This is a genomic window from Bacillus sp. FSL R5-0820 (assembly GCF_038593385.1).
Classification (GTDB): Bacteria; Bacillota; Bacilli; order Bacillales; family Bacillaceae; genus Bacillus; species Bacillus altitudinis.
On the sequence record NZ_CP151991.1, the window covers coordinates 3,367,324 to 3,386,726 of the forward strand.

Here is a 19,403-nt window from a genome sequence, read left to right on the forward strand (position 1 = left end):
CAACTAAGAGTGAATAATATACCACCCAACATTGTACATCGAAGCGACTGGAGTTGCAAGAAGCATTGTCAGCACAGAGACGTATTCACATAAAAGCTAGTATTTTCCACTATCCTTTTAGCAAACTTGTATAAACCTTCTTCAACTTGGCTAATCTAATACCATCAAATCTTATGGGGGTTTAAACACATGTCAAAACAAAGACAAGATGCTTGGTCAGAGGAAAATGATCTCCTTCTGGCAGAAACCGTCTTACGTCACGTCAGAGAGGGCAGTACACAACTGAACGCATTTGAAGAAGTTGGAGACAAGCTAAACCGTACCTCAGCGGCATGCGGATTTAGATGGAATGCTGTCGTGAGGCATCAATATGAAAAAGCATTGGCACTTGCCAAAAAACAGCGTAAACAACGCATGCGTGCACTCGGCAATGGACAGCCTGCGAAAAAACGTTTGCTCTATCAGCCGCAAGTTGAAGAAACGATCACACAGGAAGAGTTCTCTCAAGAACTGGAACCTGCGCAAGAAGAAACATTTGCACCTGCAGCCGAAACAGCCGAACAGCTTCAGTTTGTGGATCAAAGCTACAATGAAGAGTTAGCTAGTTTATCACATTTATTGTCACAGGCTTCTCAAGTGACAGAGAAAAAGCCAGAAGCCAATCCATTTGGGCAGCGCCAAGAGTTAACCATTGAGGATATCATTGATTTCTTACGCCGCTATGAAGGCGATGGACAGCAATCATCTGCCTTACGGATGGAAAACAGCCGGTTAAAACGAGAAAACAACGAACTTTCACATAAAGTGTCTCAACTAGAAGCTGAAGTGAAAAAGCTTGAAAAGGATCAGCTCACCATTCAAGAAGATTATGAAACACTCGTCAAAATCATGAACCGTGCAAGAAAACTAGTTTTGTTTGAAGAGGACGACAGTGCCGCACCAACCTTTAAAATGGACCGGAACGGCAACCTTGAAAAAATGGCTGAATAACCAAAAAGTGCTCCCCACCTGCGGGAAGCACTTTTTTAAATATCCAAAAATAGCATCACGCTAAAAAGGACATTGATCAAGAAGACGAACATAAAAATGTACCTAACTTGCCTCACCTGAAAATCACCAAAGATAAAAATATAAAGCCCTGCGATACCAAGCGTCAGTACAGGCTGAAGAAACGGCACGAAAAGCGAAATGCCGTAGCCGGCTCCTATGATGACAGGAAGCCATAGTAAATAGAGGTAACCGCCATTTTTAGATTTCAAGAAACCACTCCCTCTCTTTCTTCTATCTGCTTGATTTCAGGCTGAACAAACTTGAGTCCGGCCATTGTACGACCTCGCTTTTGTGATGTCCAAATCGCAATCGCCGGCTGATCCGTTAGAGATTCTGTGTCAATGGTGATCAGCACTTTCCCATTTAATTCAATTGAATCTTCAAACTCAATTTTGCACCCAGATAAACTGATATCATGTATGATCACCGGCACCTTCTCTTCTAGTCGGTCCTCATAGGCGATCGTACCTGTCACACCTTGCAATGGCCTTCTCATCCATTTGCGACGCAGAGCCTTTGGTACCTTCTCCGTTTCTCTTAAAAAGCGGAGAAACGTCCGAACGGCATACGATTTTTTCTCACGATCCGTCATCGCTACATGCTCTCGTGTGAATAAGAAACGGATCAGTGATAAATACTCTGATTTTTTTGTGTCAGTAAAGGCAACACCAACCATCAGCTTGTCTCCCTCTGGATAGCTCCAAACCACGTCACACGCCACACTTTCATTCTCTGAAAAAAATAATTGCGTTTGTCCTTGATATAGAGAAGACGCTTGGTCCAATGGAATGGATAGACGCGCACCTGAATCACTCATATCTAGTAGAAAACAAGCAATCGACTGATCTTGATGATCAGAACGAAGATGCCCCTCTTTTTCAATAACAAATCGCTCTGATTTCCGATAACGCGGTCGATCAAACGCCACAAGCAGTGCCATGAATAAGCCTGCACCGTTATAAAGCACCCAAAAAATATTAATCAACATAAGATCAGCGTTCATCGTCCCATTTACCTTCACATCGTAACCTATTTTCACAAGGGCAAGCAATGAGAGCAACAAGAAGATCAGATGGGGAATCATCGTTTTCAGATGAAAATGCCTTTTGTCCGTCTGAATTCCCTTCGGTGTCACCAGAAATTCAACCCGTTTCTTCAAGAACAGTTCACTGAGTGCCACACCAGCTAAGTGGAATGCCATTGAACTTTCATAAATATGACTCCAAAACATACTTCTTTTTTGATTCGACACAAGTTTAAACGCTAAATACGAGCTAAAGAATGCCGGCAGCCAAAACATGAAAACGGACTGGAAATCTGCCCAGAAACTTTGAATACCAAACAATAAAAACAAAATCGGTGTGAGAATATAAATCATTTTAAACAAACCGTTAAACCAATACACAATGCCATCTAAATAAAGAACTCTCTGCATCAGCGTTAAGCCGCGCACCTTCAAAGGATTAAACTTACGGGCACACTGAATGTTCCCTCTCGACCAGCGATCTCTCTGCTTTAACAGATCAAGCCAGCTTTCAGGTGCCAGACCGACGGCTAATACTTCTCCGACAGACACAGATTTGAATTTCCCCTGGAGAAGCATTCCTGTTGCCATGTCTTCTGTAATCACTCCAGTAGCAAATCCGCCAATTTCATCTAATGCCGTTCTTCTAAAAACCGTATTACTCCCAACATACATGACGGCATTAAACCGATCCTTACCAGCTTGGAGAGTTTGCATGAAGAAGTCCTGCTCATTTGGAATTCGATCTTTCGAGAACATATTATATTGGAAAGGATCTTCGTTATAAAACGCCTGTGGAACTTGAACAAACGCAGTTGCTCCATCATGAAAATAGGGCACTGTTTTTTCTAAAAATGAAGGAAGAGGGACCATATCTGCATCAAGCGTCAGAATCAGCTCCCCATCCGTTTGAGACATCGCATGATTTAAATTACCTGCCTTAGCAAATCTGTTATCTGTTCTTGTCAGATAATAAACACCAAACTCAGAAGCAAGCTGCTCTACAACTTCCCTATTGCCATCATCACATAAATAAATTTGAAAGCTTTCCTTCGGATAAGAGAGATTCAAACAACCTGCAACAGTGCGTTTCAGCACCTCAATCGGTTCATTATATGTAGCTATGAAAATATCAACTGTTGGCAGCCTGTCAAGATCACTGATCATGACTTGTTTCCGATTTGAAGGCTTCCAAACCAGTGTATAAAACACAAGCAGCTGGATAAACCCAATGCATTCACAGGCAACAAGCAAAATGCCCATGACAATATTAAAAGTACCTTCATGCGGCAATGTAAAGAAGAGGCGCCAGCAAATATAGGCAGCATTTGTTAACACACAAAGCACAATGATGATTTTTTTCACAGTAGAGGCCATTGGCTGGATACGATATATCATATACAACAGAGACAAAATACAAAGCATAAACAGCGGGTAATACGTGGTGATGAATGACAAAACATTTTCCTTCTTTCTTATGTCATAAAGGACTATCACATATAAAATGTCATAGCAAAGGAGGGGATTCTTCCATTACATTGCCCCTCCATTTCTATATAAATCATTTCCACAATCGATCTAACTGATTTGAATAAAAGTCAATGGCCTTTCGATAACTCAAAATAGCAGGATCGTTTGTCGTCTCAGTTAAACAGTTCAGTAATATTTCCATTGCTTTGCTATGTTCATTTAAATTATACAAAGTCATGGCATAAAACGTTTGAATGGCTTTATTATGCGGATAAGCTTCCATCGCATGGAGGAATATTTGTTTTGACTTTTCATATTCCCCTAAGGTTCTGTATGTACTTCCTAATCCTAAGAAAGCATCTTCTCTTTCTTCTGAAGACAAACCTAGCTCAAGCGCCCTCTCATAAAAAAAGACAGCTTGTTTTTCCTCCCCTAACACATCATAGCTCCAAGCACATTGATAGTGAATGGAGGCATGATCTGGATACTCTTCTACAAGACGGATGAGCATGTCATTGGATTCTTGAAGATGTCCACTTTCTCGAAGTTCAATCGCTTTCAGAAGTTTCGTTTCCATTACATCACCCCTATTTTTAAGATGGAAAGATGTGTTTACGAGAACACTTTCTCATTCCGCTCAATCATCCGCGTCATGTTTTTCTCAAACTCCAGTTGTTCCTCGGTGGTCAACCCTGAAGCGGTCAGTTGCTCGCTCAGCTTTTGAAGTTCTTCTAGTAAAAGACGCATGAGAAGCGCACAGTCAATGGGTTTTCCAGTTAATTCTGATAGGGATGCCATCGTATCAGGCTGTATATCAGGGAATACCGCTTTCACCTCATGCCGTTTATTCTTTAAGGCCGCCTCATAAAAACGGCGAATCAAATCAGCTCGTTCCCGGCCGCTTCCATCTGCACACAAATAGATTTGCACAGCGACCCCTCCGCGTAATCTACGCTGAGAAATGCCGGCAAATTTCTTTCCATTGATGCTCAAATCGTAGCTACCTGGACAGTAAGAGCCGACAATTTCATAGGCTTCAATGTCCACCTCATACAGCGACAGCATCCGGCGGATCAATTCCACCATCGCATCATATCCTCGGTCAATATCAATGCCCTTCTTTTGTTCAGCAAAGATTAAAGACACATTCAGTACGCCTTCATCCAGCACCACAGCAAGACCGCCTGAATTGCGCACAATCACGCGATATCCCTCTTCCTCAAGAAGCTTTACACCATCTTGGAGAAATGGAAGTCTTGTATCCTGAATCCCAAGAACGATCGTATTGTGGTGCACCCAAGAACGCGCTGTCGCTGGCGAGAGTCCTTTCCCGACCGACGCACAAAGCGTATCATCCATCGCAAAAGATTGCTTTGGGTCTACATAGAGACCAAGGCTCGATTGATCTATGATTCGCCATGTCGGCTGTGTCAATAACTCAATAGGTTCATTTTTCATGTCCTGCATATCCTCTCGTTCATAAACTGTGTTTATTATAACATGGAGGGAGAATGAGAGAGAAAAAAGCTCTATGACAAGGAACGTCACAGAGCTTTTCAACTGGATTTGGTTTTCTTGTTCTTCCTTTTCGCGATGAAATAAACAGCTGTAATTAAAATGACTGGAACCCCAACCACGAGGCCCGCAGCGATCAATGTGTTCCACGGCAAATCGATCATCTCCTTAATAGACTAAACTTCTATGAAACAGCCGTGACTTACCCAGCTTAACAAGTCTTCAGCCACCAATTCCGCATGCTGAGGGTCCATCACACCAGCATCGACAATCCACACTTTTTTCTCTTCTTCTGCCTGCCGCATAAGAAATACTCGCCCGCCGCCATCGTCACCAATGGCTACATAGCCGCTGGCATAATGATGGACTTCCCATGTTTTATTGCGTTCTACAATGTCTTCAGTTCCGTATAAAAGCAGGTCGCCTCCAATGGAACATCCATTTGATTGTTTCAGTAAGACTTGATGGGCATGAGGAAACATCATATTTAGTTCAGCTTCTGCCTCTTTGATATGTATGTCACTTGCTGGTTCGTTCATGACCAAGTTGGGAATCTGAGAAAAATGAATCATTTTGAAAGCCTCCTAAAAGGTTGAACTAGCGTTTATTCAGCTGATTTTGTCATAATCCTTTTATACACCCGCAGGAGCACCTTTAATAGAAAATAGAAAATGATGACATCGAGTATAAAACCAAAAAATAGAAATTCAACACCATAATTTGAATGCAGGACTAGCCAATCAATGGGAAAACCTCGATAATCCGAATCGGCATGTGGGACATAAACCCCTCTCATAAAAGCTGTCCCAATGACGAGAAGAACACTGATGCTTAATAGCCAATTGACTGTTTTTTTGTTGATGTGTTTTTTCTGATTCATACGAATTCCTTTCTGTGTTTTTGTATCGCTTTCTAATACAAAGACTTCTACCTATCACTATATAATCAATACAACAGTTCTTTTAGTAGACTTTCCGCTTTATGTAATTCATCTAAGAATGGATTTAGATAGTCATTATGACTATCCAAGTAAGCCCTAACTCCGCCAATGATAAAGATCTTTTGGAGATCATCATTGGCTTGCATGATTCTTTGGGCATTCTTGTATCTTCTATATATTAATTCAAGTACACCTTGATGGATCTCTTGCGAATATTCTTTTTCTAGGATGTTGATGACCGTTTGGATTTGTTTCGTTAGTTCTTGTTTTTTGTGCATTTAATGCTCCTTAAGACTTCGGCTCATACTAATAAATATCTAACCGTTGACAATTAAAACTTATAAAATCGCCTTCATTTATATCTCCCGGTATATTGTAATCTAATTCTAATAAAAGTCCGCCTACCTTCACTTTTTCATCACGCTTATCAATTAATTGTCCTAAAAAACTATAACTGAAATTATCATCTAATTTTTCAATTCTATACTCTGACAATTCAGCTTTCACTAAGTCTGACACGTCTAAACAATAAATAGGTTCTAATAGTTCATTTTCTTCAAGGTAATTTAATGGTTGAGCAAAACACATTATTTCCAGTTCGCCATCTGTTACAATCACTTCAGCTTCTGAGGCTTCTTGTGAAATCCAGTTTATTTTTTTTATTTTCAATACGATCACCCTTTTTTACTTCTTTGTTTTTATCCCTAAACTTGGTGCTTTTTTAGAAAGTTCTTTAACCGATTTTATATGAAATGTGGTGATATTTCCTGTTTTTCTATCGAGCCCAACAAATCCGTATTTTGCACTTCCCTTTCCACCAACAATTCTCACATATCCATTCAGTTCTGGTACATATTGTCCCTTCTGAATAAGGTGATTTGCATCTTCAAGATAATTTTTAATATTGTATTTGTTTTTGCCCATTGCACCCATTATCTCTTTACTATGCTTTTCAAAATGAATAATAGCTTCATCACCTTTGAATTTAATCAGTTCACCCGTACCCTTTCTTGTCTTCTCAACCCTCTTCACCACATTCTTCCCTTGATCAATCTTAAAGACATATTTCCCACCTTTAATGATTTTCATAAATGGGATAATAGAGGCTGCGGATAGGGCTTGTTCTGTGCTACTAATATTTTTGCTGGTTTCTGGGTCTTTGCCGGTGACGGCTCGATAACCGTCATAGATTCCGCTGTATTCTAGGATGATGTTTTCGGTTGTTGAGACAACTTCACCGTCTAATATGCGTTTCGCATTGCCTCGGCTCCGGCTTGCTGGGATTTTGTCGACTTCTTCTATTCTAACTTCACCGTTTGCGATATACGTTCGGATGATTTGTTTATTGGCGTAAACGGTGTATCGACCGCCAATAAAATCAATATCGGATGAGTCGGTGACGACTTCATCTGCTATATCGAATTCTTTTAATTTTTTAATGCCTTTAACGTTGTATAGTTTATCATTTATGACCCTGATGTCTCTATGAATCTTGTTTTTCCCGTTCACAGCTTCCCTTTGCAATGTCGTAAGTGATGGATCGTTTGCTATGACTTGTTGATTAATATTTTTATGAGATTCGTCCCGAACCACCGTATCCACATTCGCCTGTTCTTTCTCACTCAATTTCTTCAGCATGATCATCATCGGATGGTCTTTCGTGTTGTCTATTTTGTCATTCAATCCGCTGATCGTGCTGCTTATTTTTTCTTCTTTTGTGTCTTTGAAAATAGATCCCTTTTGATAGCTGGTGATTTCGATTTTTGGGCCGGTGAACATGGTGCTTAGCGTGTTGATGTATTGCTTCATTGTTTGCAATGCACTTGTTGTTTCATTCATAGCACTTGTTTGTTCTCTGTCAAAGGCATGGAGCAGTCCAATGGTTCTGGATGTCTCAAGCCACGCTTTTTGATAGCTCTGTTGAAAAGCAGACTCGTCTACATGAGGCAAGTGAACGATATGACTGACCCTGCCGATCGCCTGACTCACATCTGAAACAATGTCAGAAATCGCTCGCTCCGCTTTTTTTAAACCTGAATCAAGTTCGTGTTCAATAAATGCTTGTGATATAAAGCCTTGCTGATTTGATTCAAGGGTATGAAGTGCCTGCTTTGTTTGTTTGAGCGCAGAGCTGTATTCCTCAATGACAACCTGAAAAAATTGCAGGAAGGGAATATGGCATTCTGCATAAAAGGAGCGGATGGCTTGCCCCGCCTCTCCCTTTAGTGCGCCATCAAGTGAGATGATCTGTTGGATTTGTTTTTCTATGGATCTAATCTGTTGTGAGTGCTGTTTTAATGTATTCAGCGTTTGGTCAATTCCGTTTATTAGCGCAAAAGCATCAAGGGTTTTCATTACGTTCTCCTTTATTTTCTTTTACTGCTGGAAGCAAGCGCCTTGTCCGTTTCGATCATGGTGTTCACCGCTTGTTCTGTTTGTACAAGTTGTTTCTGAAGAATGTCTATATAGGATGTACTTAATTCGTTCAGCTGCTGATTGATTTTTTCTAATGTGTCTGCCGTCAGGAGCTGATTTCTTCCTTTGATGGTTGTTGGAAGTGTTGCATTCATTTGAGCGCCTGATTGTTTTGCATGCTGTAATACTCGTTTGACCTGACTGGCATCTATTTTAATTTCTCTGCTCATGTGACTACCCTCTTTTTTCTTCCAGTTGTTTCTGTTTTTCTTTCTCTATTTTTCTTTCAACCGAATGAATTTCATGTTCTAATGAATGGATCTCTGATTTTAAGTCGCTGATTTTCTCATCAATTCGATTCAATAGATTGGTCAGCTGTACACTTTTTATCTCTTGACTGGCGGATGCCATCTCGTCTCGAATGTCATCAAACGTATCTGCGAGATGGCCAAACCATGTATGTGATGTCAGATCTGGATGAGTCATTTTCTTGTTAGCATCTGCCAGAGCAGACTTTGCCTCTTTCACTTCTTTTCGGCATATGCTCAGTTCTATGATTTGTTCTTTTTTTATGGATATGTCTGCCTTTAACGAATACAAGGCTGTTGTATAACCGATGATAGCTCCAGACATCGTCAAACACCTCTATTCCTCAAATAGTCCTCCGTTATGTTACCATTTACTAGCACAAGAGGCATATGATTGAAAACGAATTCACTAAAAAATGAATCGTATGTATTGGGTTTTTATACCTAATTCACATAAAAAAGCTGAATCCTTCGATAGGATCCAGCTTTTGATGGTTATTTTAAAGTTTCAGTGACCGATGCTGAGTCATGATCGTTACATGCAGCGTCTTTCTTCTCAGGGATATAATGGAGTGAAAACCCGACAAGGCTAAAAAAGGCACTTAACACCAGTGTTGGGTTTTTAAATAGGTTTGTACTAGCAATGATCATATCTCCCTTTTGCAAGAGTATTCCTAGTATTTGACCGAATACCAACAACGTTCCTGACGTTAGAAATAGGACAAGCAGCACTTTAAATAAGAATTCCATCAATACTCTCATCTGTTTCTCCTTTCTATACGGGAAGTATCTCCATTCCAATGAGCCAGCCAATGCCAACGATCGGAAGCATATAATAGAGGATCAGTGGGATAAAGGTTTTTTCTGGTCTGGCCCCTGCAAGACCAGAAGCGATAAATATGGACCCTGATGCAGGCGGGGAAGCGCCTTCAGTTGATGAAAAAGCAAGAATGGCAACTACAGCCACAACTGGGTCCACTCCAACTGAGATTAAAGCTGAAAATGAGACAAGTCCAACTGCTGTTAATGTCGCTGTTGAAGATAGAGGGCCTGCCACCAGTGTGACAAGAACACCCACAATGAGCACCATGAGCCATTTCGGAATGGCAAGTACTGATGTGATTTGCGTCAAATCATCTGCGAGCCCTAATTCTGCAAGCACTTGACTAGCAGCCACCGCAAACAGCATCAAGGCTCCGATCGTTGTAAACTTAGGAATAGCCGACTTGAAAAACTGAGACCAATCAAGTGCAGACGCCTTTTTTCTTCCAATTGTTAGACTAATTAATATCATGAGAATCGGAATCCACGTAATTAAAGAAATTTGATCCATTGCCTCCGGTCCGATGTTTGGATTACTTTTTAAGTAGTTTGCAAACGGACCAATGGTGATCATGATAGGAATCAAGGCACCGAAAAAAATAAAGATCGACTTCCACCCTTGTTTTACCGCTTCCCAGAAAGGAAGAATATCATCTGGCGGCATGGCCTGAATTTTATTCTTTTTCACCAGAAGATACACCAAAATAAATCGGTATACGACTTGATACAGTCCTCCTATTAGAAGGGCAATATATAAATCTCCCTCAGATACAAGGGCGGCAACTGGGGCAAACCCAAGCATGATAAACATGGAAGAGTTCGGAGGCAGTGCCGCTCCAAGTCCGCCATTCCCTGCTAGAATCGTGGCCGTATGAGTTCGGCTCCACCCGGATTTAATCATCCAAGAGGCCGTGATAGAGCCAGTCGCAGCTGTGTTTGCAGAATTTGAACCTGAAAGAGCGCCTAACACTGCTGAACCTAACGTACTCATATAAGCCGCTCCACCAGGAAGTTTGCCTACAACCGAATTTAGGATTCGTAAGAGTGCATGAATTAATTCCAACTTTTCGATTAAATAGGCCATGAATACAAATGCGACAGCTGCATAAAGCACCTCATATGTGGATGCAAATATTAAACCATCCCAGAAAAGTCTTAACGCATCCAATCCGCCAAATAATGTGGTCGCAATAAAGCCTAGTAGCATGGCTTCTCCCATATTCCGTTTCACCATAACATTCCATATAATGATGACAGCTATGAACACAATCAACGCAATAAAACCCATATCGTTTCTTCGCCTCCCCTTCATTAAATAAAACGCTTACAATTTATTCCCCTTGCTGCATCACGTCAATGACTTCTTCCCAGCTAGCAGGTTTTACCCCGTCAAATCGTTCAGCAAAGTGAAAGTCTGCTAATCTCTTAAGCTTCTGTTGTGCTGCCCGAGACATACTAGCATCAATCTCTGCTTCATCTAGCATTTCAATAGAGCCAAGCAGCTCAATCTCCCGTCTTTTTGCATGCAATGCACTCCCTGTCACAAGACGGTTCATGGTCTCTTCAAAACTTTTGCTATCGATTGTATCGCTTAGTGAAGAAATCACTTGATGTTCCACATTATATTTTTTGGAAATTTCCAAAAATTCAATCAAGAGACCGACAATCCCCTTCATATAAATGCTTCTGATTAGTTTTAGTGCCGAAGCATCTCCTGGCTGGTCACTAATTTTTGTGATATTCATACCATAAGCATTCATGACTTTCATGAATTGGTCAACTCCACTGCCGCTTGCCGTGATCGGAACCTTGTGTTTGTTGATTGGAAGAGGCCCTAGCATGGCGGCATCTACAAATAGCGCTTCTTGTTTTTCAATTTCGTTTGCTACTTGTTTTTTGATGTCTGGTGTTGATGCCGATACATCTACATATAATTGATTCTTTTTCAAACTTCCCGATACGGATTGTGCCACTTCTAAGGTTTTATTCGCTGGCACAGCTGCAATCACAAGATCAGATTTCTCAATGACTTCGCTAATACTGCTCGTTAATTGAACGCCTGTTTGCGATGCTTTTTCTTTCAACGAGCCAGCTAATTTCTCACTTAGTAATAGGACATCATACGCATAAAATTGGTCTAATCCTTCTGTTTTCAATCCCGTTGACAGCTCATATGCTGCTTCACCATATCCGATAAAGCCTATTTTCATCACCGATTCCCCTATCCTTGAAATTTTCTCATTCTGCCTTCCAGCCATGCCGGTGCTATGAGGCTGATGTCATGCTTTCCTTCATCCACATACTGTTGAATCGTTTTTAGTCTCTGATGTTCATACGCTTGTTTCTCTTCCGCTAGTGTCAGCAGGTGTTCCGCCTTTTCCTTTGGAACGATGACGACTCCATCATCGTCAGCAATGACTAAATCGCCTGGAGCTACTTTGACACCGCCGCACGAGATGGTTTGATTCAATTCCCCAGGACCATCTTTAAAAGGTCCGTTTGGCATAAATCCCTTACTGTAGATTGGAAAAGCCAGCTCCTCTAAAGAGAGTTTGTCGCGAACAAGCCCGTCAATCACGATTCCTTCTATTCCTACAGCCTTTGCTGAATGTGCCATCAATTCCCCTAAATAGGCATGGCCCTTATGGTCTTTTCCATCCACAATCAGTACATCTCCTTCTTTAGCAGAGTAGATCGCTTGATGAAGAAATAAATTATCCCCTGGCCGTAAGCTAACAGTAAAAGCTGTGCCGACTACATTCATGCCTTTCGCAACTGGTTTGATTTGATGATCCATCGCGCCGGTGCATCCCATTACGTCTGACAGCAAGGTCGAGTTAAGCTTTTTTGCCCTAGCGATAAGATCATTTGACACGAAATGAACAGTACTCATTGTTTCCATCATCCCCTTTGAGTTATATTCATTACACTTATTTTTATTAAAGTAATATTTATTACTTTCGTGATATGATCATACCACCTCATTTTCAATTAGTAAAGCGCTTTCAAAAAAATAAAAAAATGAGTTCCACACGACTAATGTGTTGTGTGGTAACTCATTTTCGTTAACATATGATTGATTTGATCTAAACGTGGTTTTGTTCTTTCAGGATCATTCATCGCTAAGGCACTTAAAATGTAATCGACGATAAAGATAGCAGATACGACAGAGTTATGAGAGCCTACACTTGCAGAGGAACATGGTAATACATATTGTGCATATTTGGTTAATGGAGAGCTGTAGCTGTCTGTGATTAAAAGCACTTCCACCCCATAAGACTTCGCTGCTTCCATCAAATCTTTCATACGCTTTGCATAGCGCGGATAGCTGACAGCTATAATGAAATCACCCGAGTCGAAATGAACCAAATCATCCACCCAGTCGCTTTTGTCTGCATCAATGTATTGGCAATTCCCCAATAACCGATTGATTCCGAGTGACAGATACTCACCAACAGGTCTTCCACTTCGAACACTTGTACACAAAACGTGGCGTGCGCTGGCTATTTTCCCAACAATCTGCTGAAAGGTTTCTTCCGTGATATTGTCCAGTGCGTACTGGATATTTTGAAATTGAAGTTCTACATGTTCATGCAGGAGCTTATTCTTATTTGAATGCTTGAGATTCGCTTCAAGTCTCGTTTGAGGGTCGGCTTTATGCTTCATAGCTGATTGAAGCTCTTTTTGGAATTCAGAAAAACCGGAATACCCCACAGCAGCAGAGAAGCGCATGATCGTTGCTGTACTCGTCCCGACTTTTGACGCCAATTTATCGACAGTTAAAAAAGCGACTTCCATTGGATTTTGTACGATATAATCTGCAATTCTCCTCTGCGCATCGGTTAAAAATGCGACCTTATGCTGAAGTTTATATATTAAATCCTCCATTATAGCACCTGCCTATCCTATCGGCTTTATCTACGATTCGTGTTTTCTTTTCACCCTTTATTGTACACATTTGGACAAAATAAAAAAACAGCCAGCACGAATCTATCGTACTGACTGCTCTAGTCGAGATGCTATTTTATAGTGCTTGAGCTGCTGTAATCAGCGCAAGATTATAAACGTCTTCGGCATTACAGCCTCTTGAAAGATCGTTTACTGGCTGATTTAGACCTTGCAGGATTGGACCTACAGCTTCAAAGTTACCTAAGCGCTGGGCAATTTTGTAGCCAATGTTTCCAGCTTCAAGGCTAGGGAAAACAAATACGCTAGCATCGCCTTTGATGACGGAATCTGGTGCTTTTTTCGCTGCCACTGAAGGAACGAAAGCTGCATCGAATTGGAACTCCCCATCAAGAACAAGTTCAGGTGCTTTTTCTTTTGCAATGCGAACCGCTTCAGACACTTTGTCTGTTTCGTCTGATTTTGCTGAGCCTTTTGTTGAGAAGCTAAGCATCGCCACACGTGGTTCAATGTCAAACATTTTTGCTGTGTTTGCACTTTCGATCGCAATTTCAGCAAGATCTTGGCTGTCTGGTGCAATGTTGATCGCACAATCAGCAAACACATATTGCTCTTCGCCGCGAGCCATAATGAAGACGCCAGAAGTTTTCTTTACGCCTTCTTTTGTTTTAATGATTTGAAGTGCTGGGCGCACTGTATCAGCAGTTGAGTGTGCTGCTCCGCTTACAAGGCCGTCTGCAAGACCTTTATACACAAGCATTGTACCGAAGTAGTTTTCATCCAGTAATGCTTTTCTCGCTTGCTCTTCTGTCGCTTTGCCTTTACGTCTTTCAACGAAAGCTTGCACAAGATCTTCAAAACCTTCATATGTATGAGGATCATACACGTCAACACCATCAAGTGTAAGACCTAATTCTTTTGCTTTTGCTTCTACTTCTTCTTTCTTACCTACAACAATTGGCTGCAATACTTTGCCATCTGCTAGTTTTTGAACGGCTGTTAGAATGCGTTCGTCCATTCCCTCAGGAAAAACGATCTTAACTCCTTTACCTGCAACCTTTTCCTGAACTGTTGAAAAAATATCTGCCACTTCAATACCCTCCTTGATTTTACAAAAAAAGCGTTCTCTTTTAAGCATACTCTTCTTCTACATAAATTCAAACTACCAACTTACATTATAGCGCTTACAAATTAAATTCTTATTTTTCAAACTAATTAAATCAATTTCTAGAAAAGCGTTTTCGTCGTTCAAGTTTTGATCACATCTTCATTTGGACAAACTATGTTATAGTTGGAACAGATGGAAAACTGTAAATAGGAGTGAAAGAAATGAGCGAACAACATACAACAAATGAAGCAGCTCAAACACTAGATGGCTGGTATGCGCTGCATGATTTTAGAACGATCGACTGGACGGCTTGGAAGCTGCTAACAAGCGATGAGCGTCAAGCCATCATTCATGAGTTCACAGGTCTATTAGAAAAATGGAAAACAGCCGAGCACAATCAGGCTGGAAGCCAAACAATCTATAGTATTGTCGGCCAAAAAGCAGATATTATGCTCATGATTTTACGTCCGACCATGGAAGAACTAGGTGAAATTGAACTTGAATTCAACAAGACACGACTAGCTGAGTTTACGATTCCAGCTTATTCTTACGTGTCAGTTGTTGAACTCAGCAACTACTTAGCAGGAGGCGGAGATGGCGGAGACCCTTACGAGAACCCGCACGTACGTGCGCGCCTCTATCCAGAGCTTCCTTCTTCTCAATATGTCTGTTTCTATCCAATGGATAAAAGACGTTCTGGCAATGACAACTGGTACATGCTTTCAATGGATGAACGTAAATCCCTTATGAGAAGCCATGGCTTAATTGGCAGAAGCTATGCTGGGAAAGTAAAACAGATCATTACAGGTTCTGTTGGCTTTGATGATTATGAGTGGGGCGTCACTCTTTTCTCTGATGATGTGCTTCAATTTAAAAAATTGGTTTACGAAATGCGATTTGATGAAGTGAGTGCACGTTACGGCGAATTTGGTTCCTTCTTTGTTGGAAACCGATTAGCAAACGAGCAACTAGCGTCTTATTTCCATGTATGATAAACTCTTAAGGCTTCGGATCTTTCCGGAGCCTTTTTATGTATTTGTTTAGAAAGGTGATCTCATCATGAAAAACTTCCCCATCGCTATTTTTGCGTTAACGCTCGGTGCGTTTTCGATTGGCATGACTGAATTTGTGATCATGGGACTTTTGCCAAATGTCGCAAATGATCTTCATGTATCTATTTCTGCTTCAGGTCAGTTGATTACCGGATATGCACTCGGTGTCGCAGTTGGCGGCCCTATTTTAACGTTATCAACTGGAAAAATGTCGAGAAAACGTCTCCTCATTCTATTAATGATTCTTTTCGTAGCAGGAAATGCTGTCGCAGCTGTATCGTCTTCTTATGGTCTATTGATGGTTGCACGTATTTTAACGTCATTTGCTCATGGTACCTTCTTTGGTGTCGGCGCCATTATGGCTGCACGGCTTGTTCCCAAGGAGCGAAGCGCAAGTGCGATCAGCTTCATGTTTACAGGACTGACAGTAGCCAATGTACTGGGTGTGCCATTTGGCACCTTTATCGGAAATCAATTCGGCTGGCGCATGTCATTTCTCGTCATTGCCGTCATTGGTCTCATTTCCTTAATCGGTATAATCAGTTTAGTACCAAATCAATCGAAAGAAGAAGTATTAGATATTCGAAATGAAATATCGGTGTTGAAAAAGCCGCAGGTTCTCGTCTCCTTTGCGATGACGATATTCGGTTTTGCGGGTGTGTTTACCGCCTTTACGTATATCAGCCCGATCCTGCTGCAAGTGACTGGCTTTCAGGAAAACGGGGTCACCCTCATTCTTGTCCTCTTTGGGCTTGGGGTCACCATTGGGAATTTAGTCGGCGGAAAGCTTGCCGACTGGAAGCTGATGCCGAGTATTATCATCACATTGATCTTGCTGATGGCTGTTCTGTTGTTATTCACATATACATCTGCCTTTAAAGTGCCTGCCGTGCTGACGATTTTTGTTTGGGGAATTATTTCATTTATTCTCGTTCCTACCTTGCAATACCGCACGATGAACATGGCACATGAAGCCCCGACACTCGCATCAACGCTCAGTCATTCTGCCTTTAATATTGGAAATGCCGGCGGTGCAGCGCTTGGCGGTCTTGCTATCGAAATCACTCATTTACAGCTTGTCCCACTCTTTGCGGCAGGTGTAACATTCATTGGATTGATCATTACGATCATGAGCTATCAGTCAGATAAACGAATCAAAAGGACCTGAGGGCAGGTCCTTTTTCTATTTCACCACGGTCATTTCTGGCTCTTCTATTTGTTTCACACGTTCCTGAATGGGATGGGTAAAGGAATGCTCTGATAAGACAATATGGGAGACCGTTTTTGTAAAGCCAGACACATCTTGAATAAAGGCTTCAATTTCTTCAAGAGAAGAAACAGACAGCTTAATGAAAAAACAGGACTGTCCTGCCACTCGATAAGCAAAGAACGCACGTGGATGCTGGTTCATAAATGTCACAAAACGCTGATACTCCCCATTTAATACGGTGACTTCCAGTAAACAGTCTATCATCAGACCCAGCTTTTTATAATTGACTTGAACAGAATACCCTTCGATAATCCCTGCATCCTCTAGTTTTCGCACTCTTTCTGCTACCGCAGGCGCCGATAAATTCACTCGTTTGGACAATTCCCTCATTGATAAGCGGGCATCTTCTCTCAATTCGTTTAAAATATGCACATCCACATCGGTGATTTTCATTCGTTACGCTCCTATCCCAAAATCGTTCCATTTGAAAAGTATTTTATGATGATACTTATGATACGAAATGTAAAATAAAACTAAATAATGGTAGAATTTATTTTAACGGAATTGAATGAAAAAGCAAGTATGGAGGGATCACTTGATGAAAGAATCTTTAGACAGCCAGGCTTCTAAAACTTTTCCCATCACACTTGCCATTGCACTCACACTTGGCGTTTTTGCGGCGGGATCGGAGGAACTGGTGATTTCACCACTGCTGCCTGATTTATCAAACTCCTTTCAGCACTCTCTTGATGTTCTCGCTCTTTCCATCAGCATTTATGGGTTAGCTGTGCTGGTTGGAGCTCCGCTACTCGTTCCTTTAGGGGACCGATATTCAAGAGAGCTGTGTTTGATAATTGGGCTGTCCTTCTTTTTAATTGGAACAGTGATGTGTGCTGCTGCCCCAAATTTGGCCGTGTTTTTTGCAGGCCGTGCTATTTCAGGGCTGGCAACTGGTGTATTCGTGCCAACAGCCTATGCTCTTGTGGGCGACCGGGTTCCATACGAATACCGCGGCAAAGTGATGGGACTCATTGTATCGAGCTGGTCTCTTTCTCTTGTCCTTGGTGTGCCCATTGGCGCCTTTATCGGCCAGAGTTTAAACTGGCGCTGGACGTTTTGGATCTTCGCTATGATGAGTCTCATTGTCCTGCTACTCGTCATCCTTGAATCAAGAAAACAAGTCAGAGCAGCTGATCCGAAGGCACCTCAAGCTAGAGAGAAAACAGGCTCTTTATGGGGAGCTTTGAAAATTGATCGCGTGCCTGCCTATTTGACTGTGACGTTTTGCAATATGCTTGGATTTTACGGCATGTACTCGTTTTTAGGTGCTTATTTGCAAAGTCTGTTTGATGGCGGACAATCAACAGCTGGACTTCTTATTATGGCTTATGGCGTCGGCTTTTCTATGAGTATGTTTACTGGAAAATTAGCAGACTGGTTCGGTAAAACCCGTTCCCTTGTCTTTGTGCTGGGTGGAATTGCGCTTGTTCTAGCCTTGCTTCCTTATGCGCCATTCTCGTGGATGTTGCTGATTTTCGCCCTATTTATTTGGGGGGCTATGCAAAGCTTATCTGTCACGCTTCTAAGCACCGTTCTAAGCGACTGCTCTCAAACCCATCGCGGCAAAGTGATGGCTTTTTACAGCCTGGCCTCCAACCTTGCTGTTATGCTCGGTTCCGCACTGATGGGACCCGTTTATGTCCATTTCGGATATCATACGGTAGGTCTTGTCTGTGCATTGATCACACTTGTTGGTTTTATCATCAGCTTCGGCAGCTATAAACGAGAACGTGCCTTACAGAAAAAACAGCCAACTACACTTGAAACGTAAGCACATTTCACTGCACATCTCGATATGTGCAGTTTTTTAGATCAATTTTTAATATCATCATATATTACATTTTTTATAAAATTTGTTGACAATTGCCAATTTTAAATTTTATAATCTAGTAAAAATTTGAAAAAGATTGGATGGTAAACATGATCCTAAAGAATGATGTGTTTCATTTCAAAGAAGAGCCCAGCCCTTCACCTAAGATGTTTACAGTCAACACACTAGGCCCTAAGGGGACAAGCAGTGAATACGCAGCAAAACATTTCATCTCTCAATCCACCACTACACTCGGCACTCATACGAAACTATCCCTTTATGACACATTCGAAACTTGCATTGAACATACTCTCTCTCAACCACTTCAATTTACTCTCGTTCCACACGCATATGAAGGCATCAAACACTTCTACATGAGACCAGATCTACAGCTTTTACAAATTTTCAGATGTGACACGCCCATGTATGGTTTGGCTGTCAGACCTGATTTCCCATTCCATGAACAAATGCTCCACCATTTAAAAATTGTCTCACATCCTGCACCTGTCAATTTAATTCAATATTTCATTCACCAAAATGCTGAATTTGAACTTGTTAATTCTACAAGTACTGCCGCGCAGAAAGTAAGGGACGGCGAATTTGATTTTGCTTTAACGAATGAGGTAGCAAGAGCCACATATGGCCTCATCTTCATTCGAACGTTTAAAAGTATACCCATGAGTTGGTCCATATTCGGAAAAGGAGAGATGTAA

23 protein-coding genes are annotated in these 19,403 nt (G+C 41.4%); 5 read left to right on the plus strand and 18 right to left on the minus strand.

The genetic code is table 11. The features are described from left to right. Positions 1 to 189 precede the first annotated feature (189 nt). Positions 190 to 990: an RsfA family transcriptional regulator gene (locus NST15_RS17415; protein WP_007497717.1), complete on the plus strand. Its 801-nt coding sequence runs from the start codon at positions 190 to 192 to the stop codon at positions 988 to 990. Positions 991 to 1,025: 35 nt separating this feature from the next. Here the strand turns inward: NST15_RS17415 and NST15_RS17420 are convergent, their stop codons facing one another. The 17 genes from NST15_RS17420 to pta all read right to left on the minus strand — a co-directional run bounded on the left by NST15_RS17420 (position 1,026) and on the right by pta (position 14,540). Beyond that, a complete protein-coding gene (locus NST15_RS17420; protein WP_008343557.1) occupies positions 1,026 to 1,259 on the minus strand; it encodes a DUF5970 family protein in 234 nt (77 codons plus the stop codon). Further along, complete coding sequence (locus NST15_RS17425) at positions 1,256 to 3,532, minus strand: glycosyltransferase (protein ID WP_342498694.1); 2,277 nt, start codon at positions 3,530 to 3,532, stop codon at positions 1,256 to 1,258. The genes NST15_RS17420 and NST15_RS17425 overlap by 4 nt, the downstream gene beginning before the upstream one ends. Positions 3,533 to 3,635: 103 nt before the next feature. After that, on the minus strand, positions 3,636 to 4,121 hold the full coding sequence (locus NST15_RS17430) for a tetratricopeptide repeat protein (protein ID WP_096881989.1): 486 nt from the start codon (positions 4,119 to 4,121) through the stop codon (positions 3,636 to 3,638). Between the two features lie 35 nt (positions 4,122 to 4,156). After that, positions 4,157 to 5,002, minus strand: coding sequence for a lipoate--protein ligase family protein (locus NST15_RS17435; RefSeq protein ID WP_250026689.1), 846 nt, complete (start codon positions 5,000 to 5,002; stop codon positions 4,157 to 4,159). Positions 5,003 to 5,235: 233 nt separating this feature from the next. After that, the gene (locus NST15_RS17440; RefSeq protein ID WP_017368244.1) at positions 5,236 to 5,631 is read right to left on the minus strand and encodes an SMI1/KNR4 family protein; all 396 of its coding nucleotides are present in this window, start codon (positions 5,629 to 5,631) and stop codon (positions 5,236 to 5,238) included. Positions 5,632 to 5,663: 32 nt separating this feature from the next. Then, positions 5,664 to 5,939 (minus strand): hypothetical protein, encoded by a 276-nt coding sequence (locus NST15_RS17445; RefSeq protein ID WP_342498695.1) that lies wholly within the window; start codon positions 5,937 to 5,939, stop codon positions 5,664 to 5,666. A 65-nt stretch (positions 5,940 to 6,004) separates the two neighbouring features. After that, the gene (locus NST15_RS17450; RefSeq protein WP_017360092.1) at positions 6,005 to 6,277 is read right to left on the minus strand and encodes a hypothetical protein; all 273 of its coding nucleotides are present in this window, start codon (positions 6,275 to 6,277) and stop codon (positions 6,005 to 6,007) included. A gap of 28 nt (positions 6,278 to 6,305) precedes the next feature. Further along, entirely contained in the window at positions 6,306 to 6,668 is a 363-nt protein-coding gene (locus tag NST15_RS17455) for a hypothetical protein (protein WP_017360093.1), read from the minus strand. Positions 6,669 to 6,683: 15 nt separating this feature from the next. Beyond that, complete coding sequence (locus NST15_RS17460; RefSeq protein WP_046526751.1) at positions 6,684 to 8,354, minus strand: T7SS effector LXG polymorphic toxin; 1,671 nt, start codon at positions 8,352 to 8,354, stop codon at positions 6,684 to 6,686. An 11-nt stretch (positions 8,355 to 8,365) separates the two neighbouring features. Further along, positions 8,366 to 8,644, minus strand: a complete 279-nt coding sequence (locus tag NST15_RS17465) for a YwqI/YxiC family protein (protein WP_008343583.1) — start codon at positions 8,642 to 8,644, stop codon at positions 8,366 to 8,368. A gap of 4 nt (positions 8,645 to 8,648) precedes the next feature. Further along, the gene (locus NST15_RS17470) at positions 8,649 to 9,047 is read right to left on the minus strand and encodes a DUF5082 family protein (protein ID WP_113746884.1); all 399 of its coding nucleotides are present in this window, start codon (positions 9,045 to 9,047) and stop codon (positions 8,649 to 8,651) included. A gap of 170 nt (positions 9,048 to 9,217) precedes the next feature. After that, on the minus strand, positions 9,218 to 9,484 hold the full coding sequence (locus NST15_RS17475; protein WP_008343586.1) for a hypothetical protein: 267 nt from the start codon (positions 9,482 to 9,484) through the stop codon (positions 9,218 to 9,220). A 13-nt stretch (positions 9,485 to 9,497) separates the two neighbouring features. Then, positions 9,498 to 10,832, minus strand: a complete 1,335-nt coding sequence (locus tag NST15_RS17480) for a TRAP transporter large permease subunit (protein ID WP_050826709.1) — start codon at positions 10,830 to 10,832, stop codon at positions 9,498 to 9,500. 43 nt (positions 10,833 to 10,875) lie between these two features. Beyond that, positions 10,876 to 11,754 (minus strand): prephenate dehydrogenase/arogenate dehydrogenase family protein, encoded by an 879-nt coding sequence (locus NST15_RS17485; protein ID WP_342498696.1) that lies wholly within the window; start codon positions 11,752 to 11,754, stop codon positions 10,876 to 10,878. A gap of 11 nt (positions 11,755 to 11,765) precedes the next feature. Then, positions 11,766 to 12,437: an RraA family protein gene (locus NST15_RS17490; protein WP_342498697.1), complete on the minus strand. Its 672-nt coding sequence runs from the start codon at positions 12,435 to 12,437 to the stop codon at positions 11,766 to 11,768. 143 nt (positions 12,438 to 12,580) lie between these two features. Then, positions 12,581 to 13,432 (minus strand): MurR/RpiR family transcriptional regulator, encoded by an 852-nt coding sequence (locus NST15_RS17495; RefSeq protein ID WP_342498698.1) that lies wholly within the window; start codon positions 13,430 to 13,432, stop codon positions 12,581 to 12,583. Positions 13,433 to 13,568: 136 nt separating this feature from the next. Then, positions 13,569 to 14,540, minus strand: coding sequence for a phosphate acetyltransferase (pta, locus tag NST15_RS17500; RefSeq protein ID WP_008343597.1), 972 nt, complete (start codon positions 14,538 to 14,540; stop codon positions 13,569 to 13,571). Positions 14,541 to 14,779: 239 nt separating this feature from the next. Here pta and hemQ point away from each other — a divergent pair, with 239 nt between their 5' ends. Beyond that, a complete protein-coding gene (gene hemQ / locus NST15_RS17505; RefSeq protein ID WP_024719459.1) occupies positions 14,780 to 15,550 on the plus strand; it encodes a hydrogen peroxide-dependent heme synthase in 771 nt (256 codons plus the stop codon). Positions 15,551 to 15,617: 67 nt separating this feature from the next. After that, complete coding sequence (locus NST15_RS17510) at positions 15,618 to 16,778, plus strand: MFS transporter (RefSeq protein ID WP_212338440.1); 1,161 nt, start codon at positions 15,618 to 15,620, stop codon at positions 16,776 to 16,778. Positions 16,779 to 16,793: 15 nt separating this feature from the next. Here NST15_RS17510 and NST15_RS17515 read toward each other — a convergent pair whose 3' ends face one another. Continuing rightward, on the minus strand, positions 16,794 to 17,273 hold the full coding sequence (locus NST15_RS17515; protein WP_008343601.1) for an Lrp/AsnC family transcriptional regulator: 480 nt from the start codon (positions 17,271 to 17,273) through the stop codon (positions 16,794 to 16,796). 145 nt (positions 17,274 to 17,418) lie between these two features. Here NST15_RS17515 and NST15_RS17520 point away from each other — a divergent pair, with 145 nt between their 5' ends. Continuing rightward, on the plus strand, positions 17,419 to 18,651 hold the full coding sequence (locus tag NST15_RS17520; RefSeq protein WP_046526758.1) for an MFS transporter: 1,233 nt from the start codon (positions 17,419 to 17,421) through the stop codon (positions 18,649 to 18,651). Positions 18,652 to 18,800: 149 nt separating this feature from the next. Then, positions 18,801 to 19,403, plus strand: a complete 603-nt coding sequence (locus NST15_RS17525; protein WP_050826712.1) for a bacilysin biosynthesis protein BacA — start codon at positions 18,801 to 18,803, stop codon at positions 19,401 to 19,403.

Excerpts from the sequence above, each read along its gene's own strand:
- NST15_RS17415 (WP_007497717.1), top strand. The coding sequence starts at position 190 with ATGTCAAAACAAAGACAAGATGCTTGGTCAGAGGAAAATGATCTCCTT.
- NST15_RS17430 (WP_096881989.1), bottom strand. The coding sequence starts at position 4,121 with ATGGAAACGAAACTTCTGAAAGCGATTGAACTTCGAGAAAGTGGACAT.
- NST15_RS17435 (WP_250026689.1), bottom strand. The coding sequence starts at position 5,002 with ATGAAAAATGAACCTATTGAGTTATTGACACAGCCGACATGGCGAATC.
- NST15_RS17440 (WP_017368244.1), bottom strand. The coding sequence starts at position 5,631 with ATGATTCATTTTTCTCAGATTCCCAACTTGGTCATGAACGAACCAGCA.
- NST15_RS17445 (WP_342498695.1), bottom strand. The coding sequence starts at position 5,939 with ATGAATCAGAAAAAACACATCAACAAAAAAACAGTCAATTGGCTATTA.
- NST15_RS17450 (WP_017360092.1), bottom strand. The coding sequence starts at position 6,277 with ATGCACAAAAAACAAGAACTAACGAAACAAATCCAAACGGTCATCAAC.
- NST15_RS17460 (WP_046526751.1), bottom strand. The coding sequence starts at position 8,354 with ATGAAAACCCTTGATGCTTTTGCGCTAATAAACGGAATTGACCAAACG.
- NST15_RS17465 (WP_008343583.1), bottom strand. The coding sequence starts at position 8,644 with ATGAGCAGAGAAATTAAAATAGATGCCAGTCAGGTCAAACGAGTATTA.
- NST15_RS17470 (WP_113746884.1), bottom strand. The coding sequence starts at position 9,047 with ATGTCTGGAGCTATCATCGGTTATACAACAGCCTTGTATTCGTTAAAG.
- NST15_RS17475 (WP_008343586.1), bottom strand. The coding sequence starts at position 9,484 with ATGAGAGTATTGATGGAATTCTTATTTAAAGTGCTGCTTGTCCTATTT.
- NST15_RS17480 (WP_050826709.1), bottom strand. The coding sequence starts at position 10,832 with ATGGGTTTTATTGCGTTGATTGTGTTCATAGCTGTCATCATTATATGG.
- NST15_RS17485 (WP_342498696.1), bottom strand. The coding sequence starts at position 11,754 with ATGAAAATAGGCTTTATCGGATATGGTGAAGCAGCATATGAGCTGTCA.
- NST15_RS17490 (WP_342498697.1), bottom strand. The coding sequence starts at position 12,437 with ATGAGTACTGTTCATTTCGTGTCAAATGATCTTATCGCTAGGGCAAAA.
- NST15_RS17495 (WP_342498698.1), bottom strand. The coding sequence starts at position 13,432 with ATGGAGGATTTAATATATAAACTTCAGCATAAGGTCGCATTTTTAACC.
- hemQ (WP_024719459.1), top strand. The coding sequence starts at position 14,780 with ATGAGCGAACAACATACAACAAATGAAGCAGCTCAAACACTAGATGGC.
- NST15_RS17510 (WP_212338440.1), top strand. The coding sequence starts at position 15,618 with ATGAAAAACTTCCCCATCGCTATTTTTGCGTTAACGCTCGGTGCGTTT.
- NST15_RS17515 (WP_008343601.1), bottom strand. The coding sequence starts at position 17,273 with ATGAAAATCACCGATGTGGATGTGCATATTTTAAACGAATTGAGAGAA.
- NST15_RS17520 (WP_046526758.1), top strand. The coding sequence starts at position 17,419 with ATGAAAGAATCTTTAGACAGCCAGGCTTCTAAAACTTTTCCCATCACA.
- NST15_RS17525 (WP_050826712.1), top strand. The coding sequence starts at position 18,801 with ATGATCCTAAAGAATGATGTGTTTCATTTCAAAGAAGAGCCCAGCCCT.